The 19435-nt window shown below is 66.9% G+C and carries 20 protein-coding genes; 12 read left to right on the top strand and 8 right to left on the bottom strand.

What is annotated here, in order from left to right:
• Window positions 1–295: 295 nt before the first annotated feature.
• Window positions 296–610, top strand: coding sequence for a hypothetical protein (locus G6N32_RS27410; RefSeq protein ID WP_147291969.1), 315 nt, complete (start codon window positions 296–298; stop codon window positions 608–610).
• Window positions 610–1221: a hypothetical protein gene (locus G6N32_RS27405; protein WP_147291970.1), complete on the top strand. Its 612-nt coding sequence runs from the start codon at window positions 610–612 to the stop codon at window positions 1219–1221. The genes G6N32_RS27410 and G6N32_RS27405 overlap by 1 nt, the downstream gene beginning before the upstream one ends.
• Window positions 1222–1280: 59 nt before the next feature.
• On the opposite strand, the gene G6N32_RS27400 is transcribed toward G6N32_RS27405, so the two are convergent.
• Window positions 1281–1931, bottom strand: coding sequence for a TetR/AcrR family transcriptional regulator (locus G6N32_RS27400; protein WP_115318051.1), 651 nt, complete (start codon window positions 1929–1931; stop codon window positions 1281–1283).
• An 11-nt stretch (window positions 1932–1942) separates the two neighbouring features.
• The gene (locus G6N32_RS27395) at window positions 1943–3238 is read right to left on the bottom strand and encodes an acyl-CoA dehydrogenase family protein (protein ID WP_115318052.1); all 1296 of its coding nucleotides are present in this window, start codon (window positions 3236–3238) and stop codon (window positions 1943–1945) included.
• A 110-nt stretch (window positions 3239–3348) separates the two neighbouring features.
• Between G6N32_RS27395 and G6N32_RS27390 the strand changes: the two genes are divergently transcribed.
• The 6 genes from G6N32_RS27390 (at window position 3349) to G6N32_RS27365 (ending at window position 8464) form a co-directional block, all read left to right on the top strand.
• Entirely contained in the window at window positions 3349–4173 is an 825-nt protein-coding gene (locus G6N32_RS27390; protein WP_115318053.1) for a magnesium transporter, read from the top strand.
• Window positions 4170–5408, top strand: a complete 1239-nt coding sequence (locus tag G6N32_RS27385) for an NRAMP family divalent metal transporter (RefSeq protein ID WP_115318054.1) — start codon at window positions 4170–4172, stop codon at window positions 5406–5408. Before G6N32_RS27390 ends, G6N32_RS27385 begins: the two co-directional genes overlap by 4 nt.
• Window positions 5409–5794: 386 nt before the next feature.
• Window positions 5795–6598 carry an enoyl-CoA hydratase-related protein gene (locus tag G6N32_RS27380; protein ID WP_115318055.1) on the top strand — a complete coding sequence of 268 codons (804 nt, stop codon included), beginning with the start codon at window positions 5795–5797 and terminating at the stop codon, window positions 6596–6598.
• Window positions 6595–7479 (top strand): SDR family NAD(P)-dependent oxidoreductase, encoded by an 885-nt coding sequence (locus G6N32_RS27375; protein ID WP_115318056.1) that lies wholly within the window; start codon window positions 6595–6597, stop codon window positions 7477–7479. The genes G6N32_RS27380 and G6N32_RS27375 overlap by 4 nt, the downstream gene beginning before the upstream one ends.
• 9 nt (window positions 7480–7488) lie before the next feature.
• A complete protein-coding gene (locus G6N32_RS27370; RefSeq protein WP_172507226.1) occupies window positions 7489–8094 on the top strand; it encodes a GNAT family N-acetyltransferase in 606 nt (201 codons plus the stop codon).
• Between the two features lie 46 nt (window positions 8095–8140).
• The gene (locus G6N32_RS27365) at window positions 8141–8464 is read left to right on the top strand and encodes a hypothetical protein (protein WP_115318058.1); all 324 of its coding nucleotides are present in this window, start codon (window positions 8141–8143) and stop codon (window positions 8462–8464) included.
• Window positions 8465–8686: 222 nt separating this feature from the next.
• Here the strand turns inward: G6N32_RS27365 and glgX are convergent, their stop codons facing one another.
• The 5 genes from glgX to G6N32_RS27340 form a co-directional block, all read right to left on the bottom strand.
• Window positions 8687–10816, bottom strand: coding sequence for a glycogen debranching protein GlgX (gene glgX, locus G6N32_RS27360; protein ID WP_115318059.1), 2130 nt, complete (start codon window positions 10814–10816; stop codon window positions 8687–8689).
• A 103-nt stretch (window positions 10817–10919) separates the two neighbouring features.
• Complete coding sequence (locus G6N32_RS27355) at window positions 10920–11345, bottom strand: hypothetical protein (RefSeq protein ID WP_115318060.1); 426 nt, start codon at window positions 11343–11345, stop codon at window positions 10920–10922.
• Window positions 11342–12085: a pyrimidine reductase family protein gene (locus G6N32_RS27350; protein ID WP_115318061.1), complete on the bottom strand. Its 744-nt coding sequence runs from the start codon at window positions 12083–12085 to the stop codon at window positions 11342–11344. The genes G6N32_RS27355 and G6N32_RS27350 overlap by 4 nt, the downstream gene beginning before the upstream one ends.
• Before the next feature lie 40 nt (window positions 12086–12125).
• Window positions 12126–12791 (bottom strand): HAD family hydrolase, encoded by a 666-nt coding sequence (locus tag G6N32_RS27345; RefSeq protein ID WP_115318062.1) that lies wholly within the window; start codon window positions 12789–12791, stop codon window positions 12126–12128.
• 32 nt (window positions 12792–12823) lie between these two features.
• Window positions 12824–13549, bottom strand: a complete 726-nt coding sequence (locus G6N32_RS27340; RefSeq protein WP_115318966.1) for a TetR family transcriptional regulator — start codon at window positions 13547–13549, stop codon at window positions 12824–12826.
• Between the two features lie 70 nt (window positions 13550–13619).
• Between G6N32_RS27340 and G6N32_RS27335 the strand changes: the two genes are divergently transcribed.
• Entirely contained in the window at window positions 13620–14666 is a 1047-nt protein-coding gene (locus G6N32_RS27335) for a ferredoxin reductase (protein ID WP_115318063.1), read from the top strand.
• A gap of 17 nt (window positions 14667–14683) precedes the next feature.
• The gene (locus tag G6N32_RS27330; RefSeq protein WP_115318064.1) at window positions 14684–15781 is read left to right on the top strand and encodes a fatty acid desaturase family protein; all 1098 of its coding nucleotides are present in this window, start codon (window positions 14684–14686) and stop codon (window positions 15779–15781) included.
• On the opposite strand, the gene G6N32_RS27325 is transcribed toward G6N32_RS27330, so the two are convergent.
• Window positions 15782–17683, bottom strand: a complete 1902-nt coding sequence (locus G6N32_RS27325; RefSeq protein WP_232077382.1) for an ArnT family glycosyltransferase — start codon at window positions 17681–17683, stop codon at window positions 15782–15784.
• Window positions 17684–17904: 221 nt separating this feature from the next.
• On the opposite strand from G6N32_RS27325, the gene G6N32_RS27320 reads away from it, so the two are divergent.
• Window positions 17905–18540: a hypothetical protein gene (locus G6N32_RS27320; RefSeq protein ID WP_115318065.1), complete on the top strand. Its 636-nt coding sequence runs from the start codon at window positions 17905–17907 to the stop codon at window positions 18538–18540.
• 166 nt (window positions 18541–18706) lie between these two features.
• Entirely contained in the window at window positions 18707–19435 is a 729-nt protein-coding gene (locus G6N32_RS27315) for a DUF305 domain-containing protein (protein ID WP_115318066.1), read from the top strand.

Below are 19435 nucleotides of genomic sequence, written 5' to 3'. Positions count from 1 at the left end.
CCGGCGGACCGGTGGCTTCCCGCATCGGATGGTATTACCCGCCCGACCTACGGTTGTAGTGGTTCCCTGTGTATCAGTTGTGAATTGACTGTTAGTCGTGGTAATAAGTTGCTTCGAGTCGGATTTCCGACACGCCCTCGCGGGGAGTGGGCCGTCTAAGGGGAGTAATGGTTGCTGCCGACTTCGATTTTTCTTGCGCGCGTAGTCCGCGGTGATCACGGCAGTTGGTCTTTGCCCCGAATAGCAACGTAAGAAGGGAAGCTCAGAACACATGAAATTCTGTCGGGTTTCATTGGTGGCCGTTGGAATCCTGTTGACCGCGTGCGGCGGCAGTGACGACAAGTATTCAAGCGACCCGGTACTCCAGAAGGCTGCCAAGAAGGCTTGCCAGAATGCCGACGGCATGCCGAATTTGGGCGTGAACTTCAACTGGTCACACAACCTCAGTGGTGACTTCAATCCATCATTTACGGACGAAGGCACCTTTGATTGGGGCATCTACAAGAATCAGCCGCAGAAGTCTTACAAGTTCACCTGCACTGGACGTTTCGACGACGATCACCAGAATGCAAGCGCGATACTGGACCAACTCACCAAGGTCAAGAAGTGATGCGGAGGACACTGGCCGCCGGAGTTCTCGTCGTGGCCGCGACTTGCATGAGCTGCGCCAGTAACGAGTCATCGTCGGGGCAAAGTGCGGCGTCGTCGGATACATCCAAAGCATCGTCACAGGCAGAGGCGCCAGCTGATCCTTGTGTCCTGACACCCCAAGCGATTGCCGACGCACTGGGACCTGCCCTGACCTCACCGGCGATCATCACCGATTCGGGCGACGGCATTTGCAACTACGACATGGGTCTGGATGGCAACCGATCGGGCATTCACATGGCGCGTTATCCCTACGCAGGACAGTGGAATACCAGCTCCGTTGGAGGATCGACGAACACCCAGCGCACTTGGGAAATTGGGGGTTCGACGCCCGCCGAAACCTATGCATCGTTCGTTCGCTGGGCGAATGTGCCGGAAGTGAAGAAGGCGAGATATGCGGAGTTGCACCCGGAGATTGGGGGCGGCGCAGCGCTCTACGATACGCACAGCATGTTCGTCGCTACTGATGGAAGTGCGTGGTACAGCTTCAGCCTGACCGGCTTGCCCTATAACCCCGAGTTGGCTCCGTATGTGGTCGGCTTGGGTAAGCAAATCGCATCGGCCGACAGGTAGCGCTGTCGTGCATCCGGAGTAGAAGTTGCGAATGTAGGTCGTACGGTGGACGACTTGACCTACCGAACGGGTAGATGGACGTGACGGCGAGCCTGCCGTTCCTTCGCCAGTGAGCGGCTCTCGTCGGACAGCGGCGCTGCCAGCATCGCGGCGACGGTGTCGACGAGGTGGCTGATGAACAGCCGGTCGTCGGCGTGCGGCGCGGTGGCCGCGCGGCGCCCCAACTCCACCGCGGCGTAGACCAGCGCACCGAAACGCGGGTGCAGGGTGACGGCCACCGGATCAAGCATCGGCTCCAACAACGCGCGCCAGCGCTGCAGACTGCCGGACCGCCCGGTCAGGTCGAACGACGGCACCGGCCGGTTCAGCAGGTCGGCGTGGATGCGCAGGAACGCCGACCCGCCGTCGGGGTCGCCCAGTTTGACGGCCAACGGGCGAACCAGCGCCGAGGCCATCGCCCGCATCGACGGCCGGGCCTCGCTCTCGATGCCGTCCAACAGCGCATCTCGGCGTGCGTCGACGACCGGGAGGTGTTTGTCGGCGATTGCGGCCAGCACCCCGGCCCGGTCGGTGAAGTGGTACTGCACCGCCATCACATTGCGGGCTCCCGCCTCGCGGGCGATCTCTCGCAGGCTGACCGCGTCGACTCCGCGCTCGGCGAACAGCCGCTCGGCGGTGGCGACCAGATTGGCCGACGTGTCGGCGGCCATCTACCGGGCCGTCACAGCTGGGCGACCTCGTGTTCGAGCAGTTCGGCCAGCTTGGCCTGAGCCGCCGCGCGTCTCGTCGGGATGTGCTGCGACGGGAACAGGGTGTCGACGGGCTCGTACTCCTTGAGCGTGCGGCGCGCGACGGTGAGCTTGTGCACCTCGGTCGGTCCGTCGGCGATCGCCAGCGACTCCGCGCCCACCAACATCTTCACGAACGGCATCTCGTCGGAAACCCCAAGTGCCCCATGCAGATGCATGGCACGCTGCACCACATCGTGCAAGACCTGCGGCATGGCGACCTTCACCGCGGCGATGTCGCGACGCACCTTCTGGTAGTCGTGGTACTTGTCGATCTTCCACGCGGTGCGCAACACCAGCAGCCGGAACTGTTCGATCTGGATCCAGCTGTCGGCGATCTTCTCCTGCGTCATCTGATAGTCGCCGAGGGGACCGCTGCGGGTCTTGCGTGACACCGCCCGTTCACACATCATGTCGAATGCCTTGCGGGCCAACGCGATCGTCCGCATGGCGTGGTGTACGCGGCCGCCGCCGAGCCGGGTCTGCGCGATCGCGAACGCCTGCCCCTCGCCGCCGAGCACGTGATCGGCCGGAACCCGGACGTCGTTGTAGCGGATATAGCCGTGCCCGGCGCGGTCGTCGGACTCGCCCCCGACCCCGACGTTGCGGATGATCTCGATGCCCGGGGTCTCGGCCGGCACGATGAACAACGACATCTTCTGGTGGGTACGGGCTTCCGGGTTCGTCACGACCATGACGATGAAGAACGAGGCGTTGCGGGCATTGGAGGAAAACCACTTCTCGCCGTTGATGACCCACTCGTCGCCGTCGCGCTCGGCATGGGTGGTGAACAGGCCGGGATCCGAACCGCCGTGCGGCTCGGTCATCGAGTAGCACGACGAGATCTCACCGTCGAGCAGCGGCTGCAGGTAGCGCTTCTTCTGCTCCTCGGTGCCGAACATCGCGAGGATCTCGGCGTTGCCGGAGTCCGGTGCCTGCGAACCGAAAACCGAAGGCGCCCAACGGGAGCGGCCGACGATCTCGTTCAGCAGAGCCAGCTTGACCTGCCCGTAGCCCTGCCCGCCCAATTCCGGGCTCAGGTGCGCCGCCCACAGTCCCTGCTCGCGCACCTGCTGCTGCAGCGGACGCAACACCCGCAGCACCTGCGGATTGGTCTTCTCGTAGGGGTCCAGCGGGGCGAAGTCCAGCGGCTCGAGCTTGTCTTGCATGAACTCCTCGACCCAGTCGAGCTTCTTCTGGTATTCGGGGTCGGTTTCGAAATCCCACATGGTGAGGTCCTCAGATCGGCAGCGTTAAGGCGCGGAGATCATAACTTCATGCATCTGTATTAATCAACGACCGGCGACCACGGGCCCACCAGATCAGGCATGCTTCCACCGTGCTGTTGCTCAGCCGGATCGCCGGTCAGGACGTGCGGGCGGCCGGTGACCGGGTCATCGGCCGACTGGCCGACCTGACCGTGATCCTCAGCCAGCCGTCAGGGCGTCATGTCGTCGAGCGGGTACTGATCACCCGCCGCCACGACGTCCCGCTGCTGGTGCCGTGGGATCAGGTCATCAGCTTCGAGCGCGACCAGCTCACCATCACCGAGGACAACCAGTACACCGACTGTCAGTTGCGTGAGCATGAAATCCGGCTGGTGCGAGACGTATTGGACACCCAGATCATCGACGTCGTCGGCCAGCGGCTGGCCCGCGTCGCCGACGTGGTGCTGACTCGAACGGATGCCCACCGCCTCGAACTGGTGGGTGTGGAGGTCGGTTTCGGCGCGGTGCTGCGGCGCCTGCGGTTGGAACGGCTCGGCGTGCGCGTCGGTCGCGACGTCGTCGACTGGGCTGATCTGCACCTGACCTCCGAACGCGGCCACGCGGCCCAGCTCGCCTGCCCACGCTCGGCCGTGCACCACCTCGACGCTCGCGGCCTGGCCGCACTGGTCAGCCGGGTGGACACCGAATCGGCGACCGAGATACTCGCGGTCAAAGGTGCCGAGCTGGCCGCCGACGTCGTACGCGCCGCGCACCCGTCCGTCGCCGAACGCGTGCTGCGCGCGATGCCGGGCGCCCACGCCGCCCAGATCGTGGCGGCGATGTCCGAGGAACACGCGGGGCGGTGGCGTGAGCGGCTCAGACATGCCCCCGGCCGGCACTTCCTGCGCTCGCGGGTCTGGCCGCGGCGGCGGCACGTGCGCGACGTGACGCCATGACCGCGGCGGGCCGCACCACCACCAGGGTCGGCGCACTGCTCGCCGTCCTCGGACCCGGACTGTTGGCCGGGCTGTCCGACGACGATCCGGCGGGTATCACCACCTATTCGGTACTCGGCGCCGACCACGGCTACCAATTGCTGTGGGTGCTGCTGCTGTCCACCGTCGCGCTGATCGTCTTCCACAGCCTGGCCGCCAAGATGGGGGTGGTCACCGGCCAAGGGTTGATCGGGTTGGTGCGGCAGCGCTACGGCGTCCGGGTGGGCGCGGCCATCCTGGCCGCCCTGGTGATCGCCAACGTCGGGACCACCTGTGCCGAATTCGCCGGTATTGCAGCCGGATTCGAGCTCTTCGGCATCAGTCGATACATCAGCGTCCCCGCCGCGGCGGTGGCGGTCTCGCTGCTGGTGCTGCGCGGCAGCTTCCACCGCGTCGAGCGGCTGCTGCTGGTGCTGTCCACGGTATTCCTGGCCTACGTGGCCTCCGGGTTTCTGGCCAAACCCGACTGGGGGGCCGCGCTGCACGGAACGTTCGTGCCGACGATGCCGATGACCGGGCCGGCGATCGCGATTGTGACGGCCACGCTGGGCACCACGTTGGCGCCGTGGGGGTTGTCGTTCATGCAGTCCTACGCCGTCGACAAGAAACTTCGCACCGAAGACCTTCCGCTGGAACGGGTGGACGTGATCACCGGGGCGGTGCTGACCGGTGTGATCGGGTTCTTCGTGGTGGTCGCCTGCGCGGCAACCCTGCACCGCGACGGGCGGGGCATCACCGACGCCGCCGACGCAGCGGTCGCCCTTCAACCACTGGCCGGCAAGGCGGCGGGCACATTGTTCGCCGTCGGACTGATCGGCGCGGCGTTCCTGGCCGCCTCCATCCTGCCGCTGTCGACGGCCTACGCCGTCTGTGAATACGCCGGTGTGGAGGCCGCGATCGACGATCCGTACCGCGACGCTCGCACGTTCTATCTGACGTACGGGATCGTCACCGTGGTCGGCGCCGTCATCGTCTTGGCCCCCAATGCGCCGCTGGTGCCGATCCTGGTCGGCACCCAGGTGCTCAACGCGGTGCTGTTGATTCCGCTGATGATCGCGATGATCGGCCTAGGCCGAGATCGCGAACTCATGGGCCGGTTCGCGATGCGCCGAGCCGGCACGATCGTCTACGGCGTCACCACCGTCGTTGTCGTGGTGTGCGTGGCGGCACTCGGCATCACCACGGTCTTCGGCTGACAGCAGTCGGGCCTCGTTTCCGGAGTCGACGGGGCAGCGTGCGCGGTCGAGGCGGCAGGCCCCCTGAGCCACCGTTGCCGGTGTCGCGGTCGGCACCCCTCGCACCGTCGCCGCCCGTGCCGCCTTCGCCGCGACTGTCGCCGCCCCGCCGCTGCTCACGTACCGGCACACCCGCCGCGCAGTGGCGCTGCTTCGGTGCCTGGCCATAGTGAGCCCCTCCGGTCCCCGGATACCCCATGTGGTATCCCACATGATCGACGGTATGCCGGTGATGTCAGCTGTGGTCACAGTCCGCGGTCACCGGCAGGGAGGGACATTCGTCCCCAGCAGCGGTGGCGAATGACTCGCCTGGTGGGCCTATCCCGCGGGTATGTCAGGATCGCCGCGTGAGCAACGACGCCACGACAGTCTCACTCGACGTCGACGACTCCGGCGTCGCCCTGATCACGCTGGACGGGCCGGAACGGCTCAACGCGTTCTCCGCCGACACCGCCCGCCAACTCGGCCAGGCCTATCGCCGGTGCGACGCCGACGATGCCGTCCGCGTCGTCGTGGTCACCGGCGCCGGCCGGGCATTCTGTGCCGGGGCCGACATGACAGCCGCCGCGGCGGCGTTCGACGTCCCCGATGAGGGCTTCAGCGCTTCGCCCATCCAGCCGCCGGCCTGGCGGGTGCGCAAGCTGGTGATCGCCGCGATCAACGGTCCCGCGATCGGCATCGGCCTGACCTTGGCGCTGCAGTGTGACATCCGGCTGGTCGCCGAGGACGCTAAGCTCGCGATCCCGCAGGTGCGCCGCGGCATGATCGGCGACTGCGCGGTGCACGCCACCCTCAAGCGCGCCGTCGGCCTGGCCGTGGCCGCCGACATCCTACTCACCGGCCGCACGTTCACCGGCCGGGAGGCCGCCACCCTCGGGATCGCCAGTCGCGCTCTGCCGGCGGTCGAGGTGCTGCCCGCCGCGCTGGACCTGGCCCGCGACGTGGCACTGGCCGCCAACCCGGCCTCGGTGGCATACAGCAAGCGGCTGCTGTGGACCGAGACCGACATCGACGCGGTGGCCGACGAGGAGACTACGGTGCACCTGAAATTGATGGGCGGCCCGGACGCGGCCGAGGGCCCGGCCGCCTGGCGGGAGAACCGGCCCCCGGTGTGGCGGTCCACGGCCGGCGAGACGGGAGACCCCGCATGACCACCACGGCTGAGGTTCTTTCCGGTATCGACCTGACCGGCCGCACCGTCGTCATCACCGGGGCCTCTACCGGGCTCGGGTTGCAGACCGCCCGCGCCATGCAGGCCGCCGGGGCCGAGATCGTCGCGGCGGTTCGCGATCTGGACAAGACCCGCTCGGTGATCGATTGCGAAACCGTGCACCTCGAACTCGGCGACCTGCGCTCGGCGCGCGCCGCGGCCGAGGAGATTGCGGCCCGTCACGACCGCATCGACGTGCTTATCAACAACGCCGGGGTGATGGCTCCGCCGCTGACCCGCACTGTGCAGGGCTACGAAATGCAGCTCGGCACCAACCATCTGGGTCACTTCGTCTTCACCACCGGACTGACCGACCGCTTCGTGGACGGCACGCGCATCGTCAACCTCAGCAGCCGCGGACACCAGCTCGGCGGGATCCGTTGGGAGAACCCGAACTACGACGACGAGAGCGCCTACGACAAGTGGCAGGCGTATGGGCAGAGCAAGACCGCCAATGTGCTGTTCACCGTCGAATCGGAACGGCGCTGGGGACCGCGGGGCGTGCATTCGTTCGCCGTGCACCCCGGGGTGGTGTTCACGGATCTGGCCCGGCACATGACCCGCGACGATTTCAGTGCGGGCGGCACGCTGGCCAACCTCGAAGTGACCGACGTCGAACACGGAGCGGCGACCACGGTGTGGGCGGCCACCAGCGGTGAACTCGACGGGCAGGGCGGTCTCTACCTCGAGGACTGCCACGTCGCCGACGCGATGGTCGACGGTGTCGAGGGCGGGTACGCCCCCTGGGCGGTCGACCCCGAGCAGGCCGCCCGATTGTGGGAGTGGTCTGCGCGCCAGGCCACGCTTAATTTGGGTGACTAGCCTGCAGTGGTGCCCATCGACGTCCGTCCCGCCCGCAAGGCTGACATCCCGGCTTTGGCGCGGGTCCTGGGCCGGGCGTTTCACGACGACCCGGTGATGGCCTGGGTGCAACCCGACGTCGAGCGGCGCAAGGCTGCACTGCCCGGAATGTTCAGCGCGCTGACCCGCCACCACTTCCTGGCCGGCCGCGGCACCGAGGTGGCGGTGTCCGACGACGGCGTCGCGGCGGCCGCGCTGTGGGATCCACCAGGCCGGTGGCAGCAGTCGCCACGCGAGCAGCTGGCAATGCTGCCCGGCGTCCTGCGTGCCTTCCGGGGCCGGCTTGCCGCCGGGCGGGCAGTCACCGACCTGATGAAGGAACATCATCCGGAGGAGCCGCACTGGTATCTGGGCATCATCGGCAGTGACCCGACCGTGCGCGGCGGTGGCTTCGGTCATGCGCTCATGTGCTCGCGGCTGGATCGCTGCGACGCCGAATATGCGCCTGCGTACCTCGAGTCCAGCAACCCCGACAACATCCCGTACTACCAGCGGTTCGGCTTCGAGGTGACCGGCGAGCTCACGCTGCCCGAGGGCGGCCCGTCATTGTGGCCGATGTGGCGGTCACCGCGTTGACCGTGCGGACGGTTTAGCCACCCCGACCGCAGGGCACGCCGTCGGCATGACTGATCCAGTGGACTTTCCCGACGAAGGCGGCCCCGGCGACACTCTGAGCGGCTCGGAGTCGCTCGACTCCGACGAGGTGCGCAACAACGATGGCGACGACGTGGTGGACCCGCCTGAAGGCTGGAGCGGGGCAACCAAATTCGGCATCACGGCGCGGGAGGAACGCGAGGGCGAGTCGCTGGACGCCCGGCTCAGCGAAGAAGAGCCCGACGTGATCGCCGACATCGAATCCGACGACACCGCCCTGGATCGTGCGCACCACGGCCAGATCAGTGGCACGCCTGAGGACGGTGACTCGCTCTACCCCGTGGTGGAGTGACAGCACCGTGGCGGCCGGCAGGCCGTAACCGCTTCACGTCGAGCGGAATTGACATCCCCGACGATCCGGCCTGACCGTTTGCTGAGCCCCGGAAAATCTTGAATTCAAATTGGTGAAAACTGCGTATCGCGGGTTCCTCATTGTGATAATCGGGCCAGCGCTACCACGGACCATGGCGGTCCCCCGGAGGGGAGGGGATCGGCCATGGTCCGTTGGCTTTTCCTACTCTGCCGCCTGCAGCACCACCATCGAGCGGGATTCGACGCGCACCGGTGTGGACGCCTTCACCACTGCCGCCTCGTCGATCTCGCCGGCGCCCGCCGACGTGTCGACAACGGGTTGCCAAGCCTTACCAAACTCCGCCGGCGGCAACACGAATTCGATCGGTTCGTGGTGGGCGTTGAAGCACAGCACAAACGAATCGTCGGAGACGCGCTGCCCGCGGGGATCCAGGTCGGGGATGCCGTGGCCGTTGAGGTACACGGCCACCGACTTGCCGAAACCGGAGTCCCAGTCCTCGTCGTTCATCTCCGAGCCGTCGGGACGGAACCAGGAGATGTCCGGCAGGCCTTCGCTACCGCGGCGCCGCACCGGTCGGCCGTTGAAGAACCGCCGTCGCCGGAACACCGGATGGGCGGCCCGCAGCGCTGACACCGATGCCACGAACTCGCACAGCTCGTCGTTGGCCGAAGCCCAGTCGATCCAGGTGATCTCATTGTCCTGGCAGTAGCCATTGTTATTGCCGCCCTGGGTGCGACCGAGCTCGTCGCCGTGGCAGATCATCGGAACGCCCTGGGACAGGATGGTCGTGGCAATCAGGTTGCGCTGCTGACGATTCCGCAGATCGTTGATCTCCGGATCGTCGGTCGGACCCTCGACGCCGCAATTCCACGAACTGTTGTTGCTCTCGCCGTCGTTGTTGTCCTCGCCGTTGGCCTCGTTGTGTTTCTCGTTGTAGGACACCAGGTCTCGCAACGTGAACCCGTCGTGGGCAGTGACGAAGTTGATCGATGCGACCGGGCGGCGCGCGGTGTGCTCGTAGAGGTCGGCCGAGCCGGTCAGGCGCGAGGCGAACTCACCCAGGCTGGCATCCTCGCCGCGCCAGAAATCCCGGACGGTGTCGCGGAATTTGCCGTTCCACTCCGTCCACTGTGGCGGGAAGTTGCCCACCTGATAACCGCCGGGGCCGACGTCCCACGGCTCGGCGATCAGCTTGACCTGGCTGACGGTCGGATCTTGTTGCACGAGTTCGAAGAACGCGCTCAGGCGATCGACGTCGTAGAATTCCCGGGCCAGTGTCGAGGCCAGGTCGAAACGGAAGCCGTCGACGTGCATCTCGGTCACCCAGTACCGCAGCGAGTCCATGATCAGCTGCAGCGAGTGCGGGTGCCCGACGTTGAGGCTGTTGCCGGTGCCCGTGTAGTCCATGTAGTACTGCTTGTCGTCATCGACGAGCCGGTAGTAGGCGGCGTTGTCGATGCCGCGGAAGGACAGTGTCGGCCCCATGTGGTTGCCCTCGGCGGTGTGGTTGTAGACCACGTCGAGGATTACCTCGATGCCGGCTTCGTGCAGCGCCCGGACCATCGCCTTGAACTCCTGCACCTGACCACCCGGCGTCGAACTCGCCGAGTACTTGCTGTCCGGGGCGAAGAACCCAATTGTGTTGTAGCCCCAGTAATTCGACAGGCCTTTGTCGATCAGGGTGGAGTCGTTGGCGAAGTGGTGCACCGGCATCAACTCGATGGCCGTGGCGCCGATCGCCTTCAGGTGGTCGATGATCGCCGGATGTGAGATCGCCGAGTACGTACCGCGGATGGCGTCGGGAATGGCGGGATGCGTCTGCGTCAGCCCTTTGACGTGCGCCTCGTAGATGACACTGTCGGCGTATTCGCGCTGCGGGGGCCGGTCGACGCCCCAGTCGAAGTACGGGTTGATGACGACCGACTTGGGCATGCTCGCCGCCGAGTCGTCGTCATTGCGGCTCTCGGGTTCACCGAAGTTGTACCCGAACAGCGACTGATTCCAGTCGAAATGGCCGTCGATGGCCTTGGCGTACGGGTCCAGCAGCAGCTTGTTGGGGTTGCAGCGGTGCCCCTCGGCGGGGTCGTGCGGGCCGTGCACCCGGTAGCCGTAACGCTGGCCGGGTTCGATGGCGGGCAGATAGCCGTGCCAGACGAATCCGTCCACTTCGGGCAGGGCGATACGGGTCTCCGCACCGTCCTCGTCAAACAGGCACAGCTCCACCCGCTCGGCCACTTCGGAGAACAGCGCGAAGTTGGTGCCGTAGCCGTCGTAGGAGGCGCCCAGCGGGTAGGCCTTCCCGGGCCATACCTCAGTAGCAGCGTTGGTCACGTGTGGGACTCCCTAGATAGGCGGGGTGGACTGTGGGGTGTACCCCGGAACGGGCCGCGCCAAATCAGTCAGTACAGGTTTGTGACTGGGGTGACAATTGACGTCACGGAACTGCTTCGTGACCGGGCCGACCGCTGGTCCGTCGTCGCTCTTTCATCTCGGCTTCGAATACATGGCGGTTCCCGCCCATCAGCTGATCACGCACGCCGCGCTCACGTTCGCGCAGCACCGACCAGTAGTCGTCGTCGAACTCCTCGACGATCTGGAAGGTCCAGCGGCCGTGCAGCACGTTACGGCCGACCATCTCCTCGGTCAGGCGGTCGGCGATGTCGGCGTGCCCGGCATCGCGCAGCTTGTCGCAGGCTTCGCCGAGCAGCAGGTCCGCGTGGCCCATCAGCTGGTGGAAGGAGTACAGGTGGCCGCGGGCCCGCTCCACGTACTCCAGCGCCTCGGACAGCGAGCCGACCGCTTCGACGGTGTCGTCGTCGACGCCCTCGGGCCGGCGGCCCAGCAATTCGTTACCGCTCATGTGCTGGCCTGCCTTTCGTGGTCCCGGACATAGCGCAGATAGACGTAGTTCTCGAGGGTCACCGCGTGGCCCAGCGTGAGGCGGGCCGGCACCGGGAGTGCCGGGGCGCCGGGCCGGGCGGTGGTGGCGCTCGCGACCAGCGTGGGCGAGATCGTCAGGCACATCTCGTCGACGAGGTCGCCCGCAACCAGCTCGTCGAGCAGGGTGGGGCCGCCCTCGCACAGAATTCGGCGCATGCCCCGGGCCTGCAGTGTGCGCAGCGCGGCCTCCAGGTTGACCGCGCTGTCGCCGGCGATCAGCAGGTCGGCATGCTCGGCCAGCTGCGGGCGCTCGCGGGCGGCCAGCGCCGTGGTGATCAGGATGGGCTGCTGGGAGGGCTCGGCGAACAGTGAGGCCGGGACGCGGCCGGTGTGGGTGACCACCGCGATCGGCGGGATGGCGTCGGTACCCCAGCGCTCCCGGCGTTCGGCGACCTGAGCGGCGGTCAATCGCACCGGGCCATAGCCTTCGGCGCGCACGGTGCCCGCGCCGACCAGAACGACATCGGCGAACGCGCGCAGCGTGAGCAACAAGCTCTGGTCGTTGGCGTCCGAGAGCGGACCGGCCACACCGCCGAACGCCGCGGAGCCGTCGAGCGACATGATCATGTTCGCGCGCAGCCCGTCGGGCGGGTCGCGGTAGAGCGCTACCAGTTCGTCCGGTGCGGTGGCCCGTCTCGGCTGTTGCACCGCCTGAGTCATGGGCAGTCTCTACCCGGCCGTGGATAGCGCAAAACCCATCTCAGAGCAGCGCGGCGACGGGTGAACCGTCGAGGTTGTCCAGAAGCTCCTGCGCATCGTCGAATATGGCTGCGGCACCGGCCCTTTCGAGCTCGCCTCGGCCCACGCCACCGGACAGCACCGCGATGCACGGCACCCCGGCGCGGGAACTGGCTTCGACGTCCCAGACGGTGTCCCCGACGAACACCGCGTGCTGCGCCGGCACCCCGGCCTTCTCCAGTGCGACGTTGACGATGTCCGGGCGGGGCTTGGCCTGCTCGACGTCCTCGGACGAGGTGATGGCCGACACGAGGTCGTCGCACCCCAGCGTTTTTCGCAACATGGCCAGCTCGTTCTCCGGCGCGGAGGTTGCCAGCACCACCTGCAGGCCCAGGTCGGCAACCCGCTGCAGCAGTTCGCGCGCCCCGGGCAGCGCGGTCAGCAGATCGGCGCCGGCCTCGTAGTGGCGGGTGTGGAAGTCCTTGAGCCGCTTCTGCGTATCGTCGTCGGCGCCGTCGGACAACTGATCGACCAAGGTGGACCCGTCCATGCCGATCGAGCGGTGGACATGCCAGGCCTGCACCGGTAAGCCGACCTCATGGAAGGCCTGCTGCCAAGCGTGGACGTGAAGGTAGTTCGAGTCGACAAGGGTGCCGTCGATGTCGAAGAGCACTGCGGGCTTGACCATGGGGGTGGTGTACCCGGTTTCAAAGCTGGTGCTCAGGCCTCGGGTACATCGTCGGCATGCGGGTCTTCGTCATCCTCGTCGACCACCGGCGCCGGCTCCCAGGCGTTGACACCGACCGTGATCATCCGCAGCTGCTTGACCGCGGTGCGCTTGATCTCGTCGAGCGCGGCCGCGTCGTGGGCGTCCTCGATGGCCTCGGCGATGATGATCATCGAGTTCACGAACAGACTGGCCAGGATGTTGAGGTCCTCGGTGCTCCACTCGTTGAGCCCGGGGAACCGCGCGAGGTCGGTGGCGAGCTCGGAGGTGATCAGCCGGATCTCGGTGCGGATCGCATAGCGCAGCACCGTCACACCGCTGGAGCGCTCGCGCCCGATGAACCGCCAGTGCTCACGCTGCTCGGCCACCCCGGCGACCAGGATGTCCACCGTCGACTCGATGACGCGGTTCGGGTCGAGCTTGCCCGCGCGGGCGCTGCGCAGCATCTCGCGCAGGGTGCGGAACGACTCGTCGATCAGAACCAGGCCGAGGGCGTCCATCGACTCGAAATGGCGGTAGAACGCGGCAGGCACGATCCCGGCCTCGCGGGTGACTTCACGCAGGCTCAGGCCACTGAAGCTGCGCTCGTCGAGGAGCTTGAGTGCGGCCGCGATGATGGCCCGGCGGGTGGCCTCTTTGCGCTCTTCCCGCGATGGTGTTTCGCGAGAGCGTGACTTCCCTGAACGCTCGCGACGTGAGCTGGGCGTACGACTGTTCACTGGTGTGAACCCTACCACAGACTGGTCGGATTCCTTGACGACGTGCACTTTCACGACACAGAGTGTACACATGTTCACTCAAATCTTGACCGAGAAGGTGCTCCGCTCGCCGCTGGTCGATCTGCTCACCGGTCCGCATGGCGTGGACCGCTACACCGAGCTGGTGGACGCGACTTGGACCACCGACGCCCGCGCCAGGGTGGTCGACGTACGACGCTCCACCCCGCGCAGCGTCACCCTGCTCCTCGACCCCAATGCCGCTGTCACCGGCTACCGCGCCGGCCAGCACCTGAACCTGACGGTGGAGATCGACGGCCGCCGCCACACCCGCTGCTACTCACCGGCCAGCGCCGAGGGGTCCCCGCTGATCGAATTGACGATCGGATCCCACGACGGCGGCCTGGTGTCGGGCCACCTCTACCGCCACGCCCGCCCCGGCATGGTCGTCGATCTGTCCGACCCGGCCGGCGACTTCGTGCTCCCCGAGGCCAGGCCACGGCGCATCCTGTTCGTCTCCGGCGGCAGCGGCATCACCCCGGTGATGTCGATGCTGCGCACCTTGCAGGCCGAAGGCTTCGACGGCGAGATCGCTTTCGTCCACTACGCCCGCACTCCGGCCGAAGCCTGCTACCGAGCCGAACTGGCCGCCACCGGTGTCCGGGTGTTGCACGGCTACACCCGCGCACCGGGCGGCGAGCTCGACGGCCGCTTCGGGCCCGAGCACCTCGCCGTCGCGATGCCCGATGCCGACGCCGTCTACGTGTGCGGGCCGCCCGCACTGGTCGAGGCCGTGCGCGAACACTGCCCGAACGCCTTCTCGGAGAGCTTCGTCCCGGTGCCCTTCGTGGTGCCCGATGCCCCGTCGGGTGGCCGAATCAGCTTCCGGGACAGCGGCATCGACGCGCAAGATGACGGACGTCCCCTCCTGGACCAGGCCGAGGACGCCGGACTCACCCCGACCAGCGGATGCCGAATGGGCATCTGCCACACCTGCACCCGCCGTAAGCATCGCGGCGCCGTGCGCAACCTGACCACCGGAACGATCTCCACCGCCGACGAGGAGGACGTGCAGATCTGCGTGTCCGTGCCTGTCGGTGACGTCGAGATCGCGCTCTGAGCAGAAAGGGACGAACCATGAACACCCAACACGTCACACTGACCCGCGAGCAGGCCGACGAGTTCGGCCGTGAACTCGACGCGATCAAAGAACGGGTGATCGCCGACCTCGGCCAGACCGACGTCGACTACATCCGCCGGGTCATCAAGGCCCAGCGCGCCATGGAGATCGGTGGCCGCGCACTGCTGATGGCCGGCATCTTCCCGCCGGCCTGGCTGGCCGGCACCGCGCTGCTGGGGATCTCGAAGATCCTGGACAACATGGAGATCGGCCACAACGTCATGCACGGGCAGTACGAGTGGACCGGTGACCCGGCCCTGCGTGGCCGCACCTTCGAGTGGGACACGGCGTGCCCCGCTGACCAGTGGCGGCACTCGCACAACTACTCGCACCACACCTTCACCAACATCGTCGGGATGGACCGCGACATCGGCTACGGCATCCTGCGGATGAGCCCGGACCAGCCGTGGCGGCCCTACTTTCTCGGCAACCCGGTCTACGCCTTCCTGCTGATGGTGTTGTTCCAGTACGGGGTTGCGCTGCACGAACTGGAAGCCGATCGCATTCGCGCCGGTGAGATCTCTCTGGACGACAAGCGCGACATTCTCCGCGAGATCTGGCGCAAGACCCGCCGCCAGTTGCTCAAGGACTACGTCGCCTTCCCGTTGCTCGCCGGGCCGATGGCACCGTTCGTGTTCACCGGCAACATGACTGCCAACCTGATGCGCAACGTCTGGTCGTACATGATCATTTTCTGCGGCCACTTCCCAGACGGCACACAGGAATTCACGGTCGAAGAGACCCGAAACGAGTCGCGCGGACAGTGGTACTTCCGGCAGGTCCTCGGCTCGGCCAACCTGACCGGCGGCAAGCTGTTCCACCTGTTGTCGGGCAACCTGTCCCACCAGATCGAGCACCATCTGTTCCCTGATGTGCCTGCGCGCCGGTACGCCGAGATGGCGCCGCATGTGCGTGAGGTGTGCGAGCGCTACGGCATCCCCTACAACGCCGGACCGCTGCCCAAGCAGTTCGCCACCGTGGTGCGCAAGATCGTCAAGCTGGCCCTGCCCACCCGCCAGCGCCGTGAGGACGCCGCCCTGGTCGAGGCGGCCTGATCACTTGGCCCGGGACAGGTCGTAGACGTCGTCGTCGCCGACCTGGGTGAGCGGGAACGTCGCGCTCACCCAGTCGGTGATACCGGTGTGGTTGCGGTTGATCCCCGGCCACCCGCCCGCCCGGCCCCGCCAGTCCCGCTCGACGATGTAGTACGCCACCTGGCCGGCCGCAACATCCGCCTTGAACTGCCCCAGGGTCGGGGCCGGGTCGGTGCCGGTGAAGCCGCCGATGGCCATCACGGCTGTGCCCGTGGACAATTCGAGAGCGGCGGCGGCGGACGAGCCGGAGATCGCGGCCGACCACCGTGTGCTGGTCGCGCGAAGCAGCGTGTCCAGCTTCGAATTGTCCTTCGACTCAACGAAGCCGGCCCCGAAGCCCGTCGCCGCTCGAGCCGGACCGACGGTCGGCCCGCCACCGTGATGCGGTACGCCGAGCGTGGCGACGGCGTAGGCGGTCGGACCGGCCAGGACCGCCACCACACCCATTGCCGCCGCGGCCACCGCGACTCTGCGGCGCCGCGCCGCCGACAAGGCCAGCGCGACGGCGGCCAGCACGGTGACCACCAGGACCGTCCACCGCAGGGCGGGCAACCAATCCCCGTTGCGGCCGAGCACCCACCAACTCCAAACGCCGGTCACCGCGATCAGCCCCATCAGCCCGACTCGGCCGAACCGGGACTGTCTGCGGATCCACATCTGCTGTGCGCCAATGGCAACGGTGCCTGCCACTGCCGGCGCCAGCGACAGGCAGTAGTACGGGTGCACCATGCCTTTCATATAGCTGAGCACCACACCGTCGATCACCAGCCAGCCGCCGAACAGAAGGACGCCGGCCCGCACCGGGTCGGTGCGCGGTGCGCGACCGCGGGCGATCAGCACCAGAACCAGACTGAGCAGCGCTGCCGGGATCAACCAGCCGATCTCGAAACCGAACTCACCCGCGAACAGCCGGCCAAGCCCCTCCTTCTGATTGCCCATGCCGCCGAACCCACCGAGGTGGCGGAGCCCGTCGCCCGCCGAGTTACCGAGGGGATCGCCGGGCCCGAAATTCATGTGATTGTGGCCGAGCACCCGCGCAAAGCCGTTGTAGCCCAACACCAGGTTCATGAAATTGTCATCGGTCGACCCGGCGATATAGGGCCGGGACGCCGACGGCCACGCCAGGGTCAGGAGCACGAACCAGCCGGCCGACACCACGAAGGCGGCCGCGGCGCCCAGCACGTGCAGGAGTCTGCGGCGCAGCGGTGTCGGTGCCGCGATCAGATAGACCAGGCCCACCGCCGGCGCGATCATCAGGCCTTCGAGCATCTTGGCCAGGAACGCGAACCCGAGCGCCACCCCCGCCCACGCCAGCCACTTACCTCCTGCCCGCTCGAGCGCGCGCACGGTGCAGTACGCCGAGGCCGTCATCAGCAGTACCATCGCGGCGTCGGGGTTGTTGAACCGGAACATCAGCGCGGCGACCGGGGTGAGCGCCAGCGCAGCGCCGGCCAGCAGCCCGGCTTTCGGGCCGCAGATGCGCGCGATCGCGGAGTAGAGCAGCCACACCGTCGCCACGGCCATCAACGCCTCGGGCACCAGCATGCTGGCACTGCTGAAGCCGAACAGCTGACCGGACAGCCCCATCACCCACTGCGACACCGGGGGTTTGTCGACGGTGATGAAATTCGCCGAGTCGAGCGACCCGAACAGCAGCGCCTCCCAGTTCTTGGAGCCGGCTTGAGCGGCGCCGGCGTAGAACTGATTGCCCATCCCGTTGACGGTGATGTTCCACAGATACATGACCGTGGTCGCGACGAGCAGCACCGCCAGTGCGATGCGGTCCGATCGCGACGGTCGGGCCGGTGCCGGGGAACGCTGTGCGGGTTCCTCTGGAGCCGTGGCCGGAAACGTCGTCGTCACATGGACTATTGACCCATTCTCGGCTGACCGTTGGCTGACAAGGGGCTGGGAGCCCTTGGCCCTTCGGCGCGGTAGGAGCGGTGCGGCGTGCGTTGCGGATTTGGGACTCGACCGTTACGACTCGCTGCTCGCCCGCGCTCACCTGCTGTGTCAGCGTCGACGCTGTGACCGCGAACGACGCGAGAAAGACCGATAACAGACTAGCCGCCCGATGTGCGGCGGTGGCGTCGATCGGTGCGGCGGTCATCCATTTCGCCGTCGCGCCGATGCACTGGAAAGACTGGGTGCCCTCCGGGGTGTTCTTCGCGTCGATCGCGGTGTTTCAGCTCGCGTGGGGCTTTCTCGCCTGGTCACGGCCGACGCGGCTGCTGCTGGCGGCCGGAATCGCCGCCAACGTGGGCTCCGCTGCGCTGTGGGTGGTATCCAGAACCGCGGGTGCGCCGTTCGGTCCCAACGCAGGTGCGGCGGAGGCCGTGGAAGCAGCAGGCATCTGTGTTCTTCTCCTGCAGTGCTACGTGGTCATGGGTGCCGGGTGGGTGTTGCTTCGGCGCTATCGGGCGCCCGCCTTGTCCGGTGTCGGGCGGACGCTGGTTCTTGTCGGCGCCAACACCGTGATGGCGCTCGCTGTGACCGCAGGCCTGGCTTCCGGCCTCCAGGGCCACCAGCATCACCATGGCGCGCCCGTCGACGCCGAGGCGGGACGAGACCCCGCGCACGAGGCACATGCGGTCACCGATCACGGCTCCACGCCAGCGGTCACCGAGCCGGGCCGACCGGTCACGGACATGAGGCTGAGCACCGGAGGCGATCCCCACCCGTCGAGCACTGACGGGCACCAGCACGATCACCACGACTGACCGCACCCTCAACGCACCCGAAGCAGACCCCTCGTCGGCGACGGTTCGGGGTCCACGCCAACGGGGTTCTTTATCGAATCTTCACAGAACCACTACGCCACACCTGTCGGAGTCTGGCGAAGCTGGGCGGGAATCGACGGATTCGATGCGACGAAAGGGATGTGTTGTGAACAAAGCGAGGACTGTGGTGACCGGGGTGGCCGCTGTGGTTGCGGTTGCCGCCATCGGCGCGTGTAGCAACTCGGGCACCAAGGATGCGGCGGCGTCGTCGGCGCCGTCCACCGTCCAGAGTTCGACCGCGGCACCGGCAGCCGCGCACAATCAGGCCGACATGATGTTCGCCCGCATGATGATTCCGCATCATCGGCAGGCGATCGAGATGAGCGACATGATCCTGGCCAAGCAGGGCATTGACCCGCGGGTGGTGGACCTGGCCAAGCAGATCAAGGCGGCGCAGGGCCCGGAGATCGACACCATGCAAGGCTGGCTGAACCAGTGGGGAATGCCCGGCATGCCGGGGATGGACAACATGCCGGGGATGAACGGCACGAGCAGCAGTGCGCCCTCCGATCACGGCGGCATGCACGGGTCGGATACCGCCACCGCGTCACCGACCACTATGCCGATGCCCGGGATGCCCGCAATGGGTGACATGCCGGGTATGGACGGGATGATGTCACCGGCCGATATGCAGGCACTGCAGAACGCCCAGGGCGTCGAGGCCAGCAAGCTGTACCTGACCCAGATGATCAAGCATCACCAGGGTGCAATCACCATGGCGCAGAACGAGATCAAGGACGGGCAGTCCGCCGACGCCATCGCCCTCGCCACGTCGATCGCCACCAGCCAGCAAAAGGAGATCGACACCATGAACCAGATTCTGAGCTCCCTGTAG

The sequence above is a fragment of the Mycolicibacterium aichiense genome (assembly GCF_010726245.1).
Classification (GTDB): domain Bacteria; phylum Actinomycetota; class Actinomycetes; order Mycobacteriales; family Mycobacteriaceae; genus Mycobacterium; species Mycobacterium aichiense.
The sequence above is the reverse complement of the archived record's forward strand: the minus strand, read 5'-3'. Positions and strand labels throughout refer to the sequence as shown.

Coding starts and splice junctions, on each gene's coding strand:
- G6N32_RS27405 (WP_147291970.1), top strand. CDS start 610: ATGCGGAGGACACTGGCCGCCGGAGTTCTCGTCGTGGCCGCGACTTGC.
- G6N32_RS27400 (WP_115318051.1), bottom strand. CDS start 1,931: ATGGCCGCCGACACGTCGGCCAATCTGGTCGCCACCGCCGAGCGGCTG.
- G6N32_RS27395 (WP_115318052.1), bottom strand. CDS start 3,238: ATGTGGGATTTCGAAACCGACCCCGAATACCAGAAGAAGCTCGACTGG.
- G6N32_RS27385 (WP_115318054.1), top strand. CDS start 4,170: ATGACCGCGGCGGGCCGCACCACCACCAGGGTCGGCGCACTGCTCGCC.
- G6N32_RS27375 (WP_115318056.1), top strand. CDS start 6,595: ATGACCACCACGGCTGAGGTTCTTTCCGGTATCGACCTGACCGGCCGC.
- G6N32_RS27365 (WP_115318058.1), top strand. CDS start 8,141: ATGACTGATCCAGTGGACTTTCCCGACGAAGGCGGCCCCGGCGACACT.
- G6N32_RS27355 (WP_115318060.1), bottom strand. CDS start 11,345: ATGAGCGGTAACGAATTGCTGGGCCGCCGGCCCGAGGGCGTCGACGAC.
- G6N32_RS27350 (WP_115318061.1), bottom strand. CDS start 12,085: ATGACTCAGGCGGTGCAACAGCCGAGACGGGCCACCGCACCGGACGAA.
- G6N32_RS27345 (WP_115318062.1), bottom strand. CDS start 12,791: ATGGTCAAGCCCGCAGTGCTCTTCGACATCGACGGCACCCTTGTCGAC.
- G6N32_RS27335 (WP_115318063.1), top strand. CDS start 13,620: ATGTTCACTCAAATCTTGACCGAGAAGGTGCTCCGCTCGCCGCTGGTC.
- G6N32_RS27330 (WP_115318064.1), top strand. CDS start 14,684: ATGAACACCCAACACGTCACACTGACCCGCGAGCAGGCCGACGAGTTC.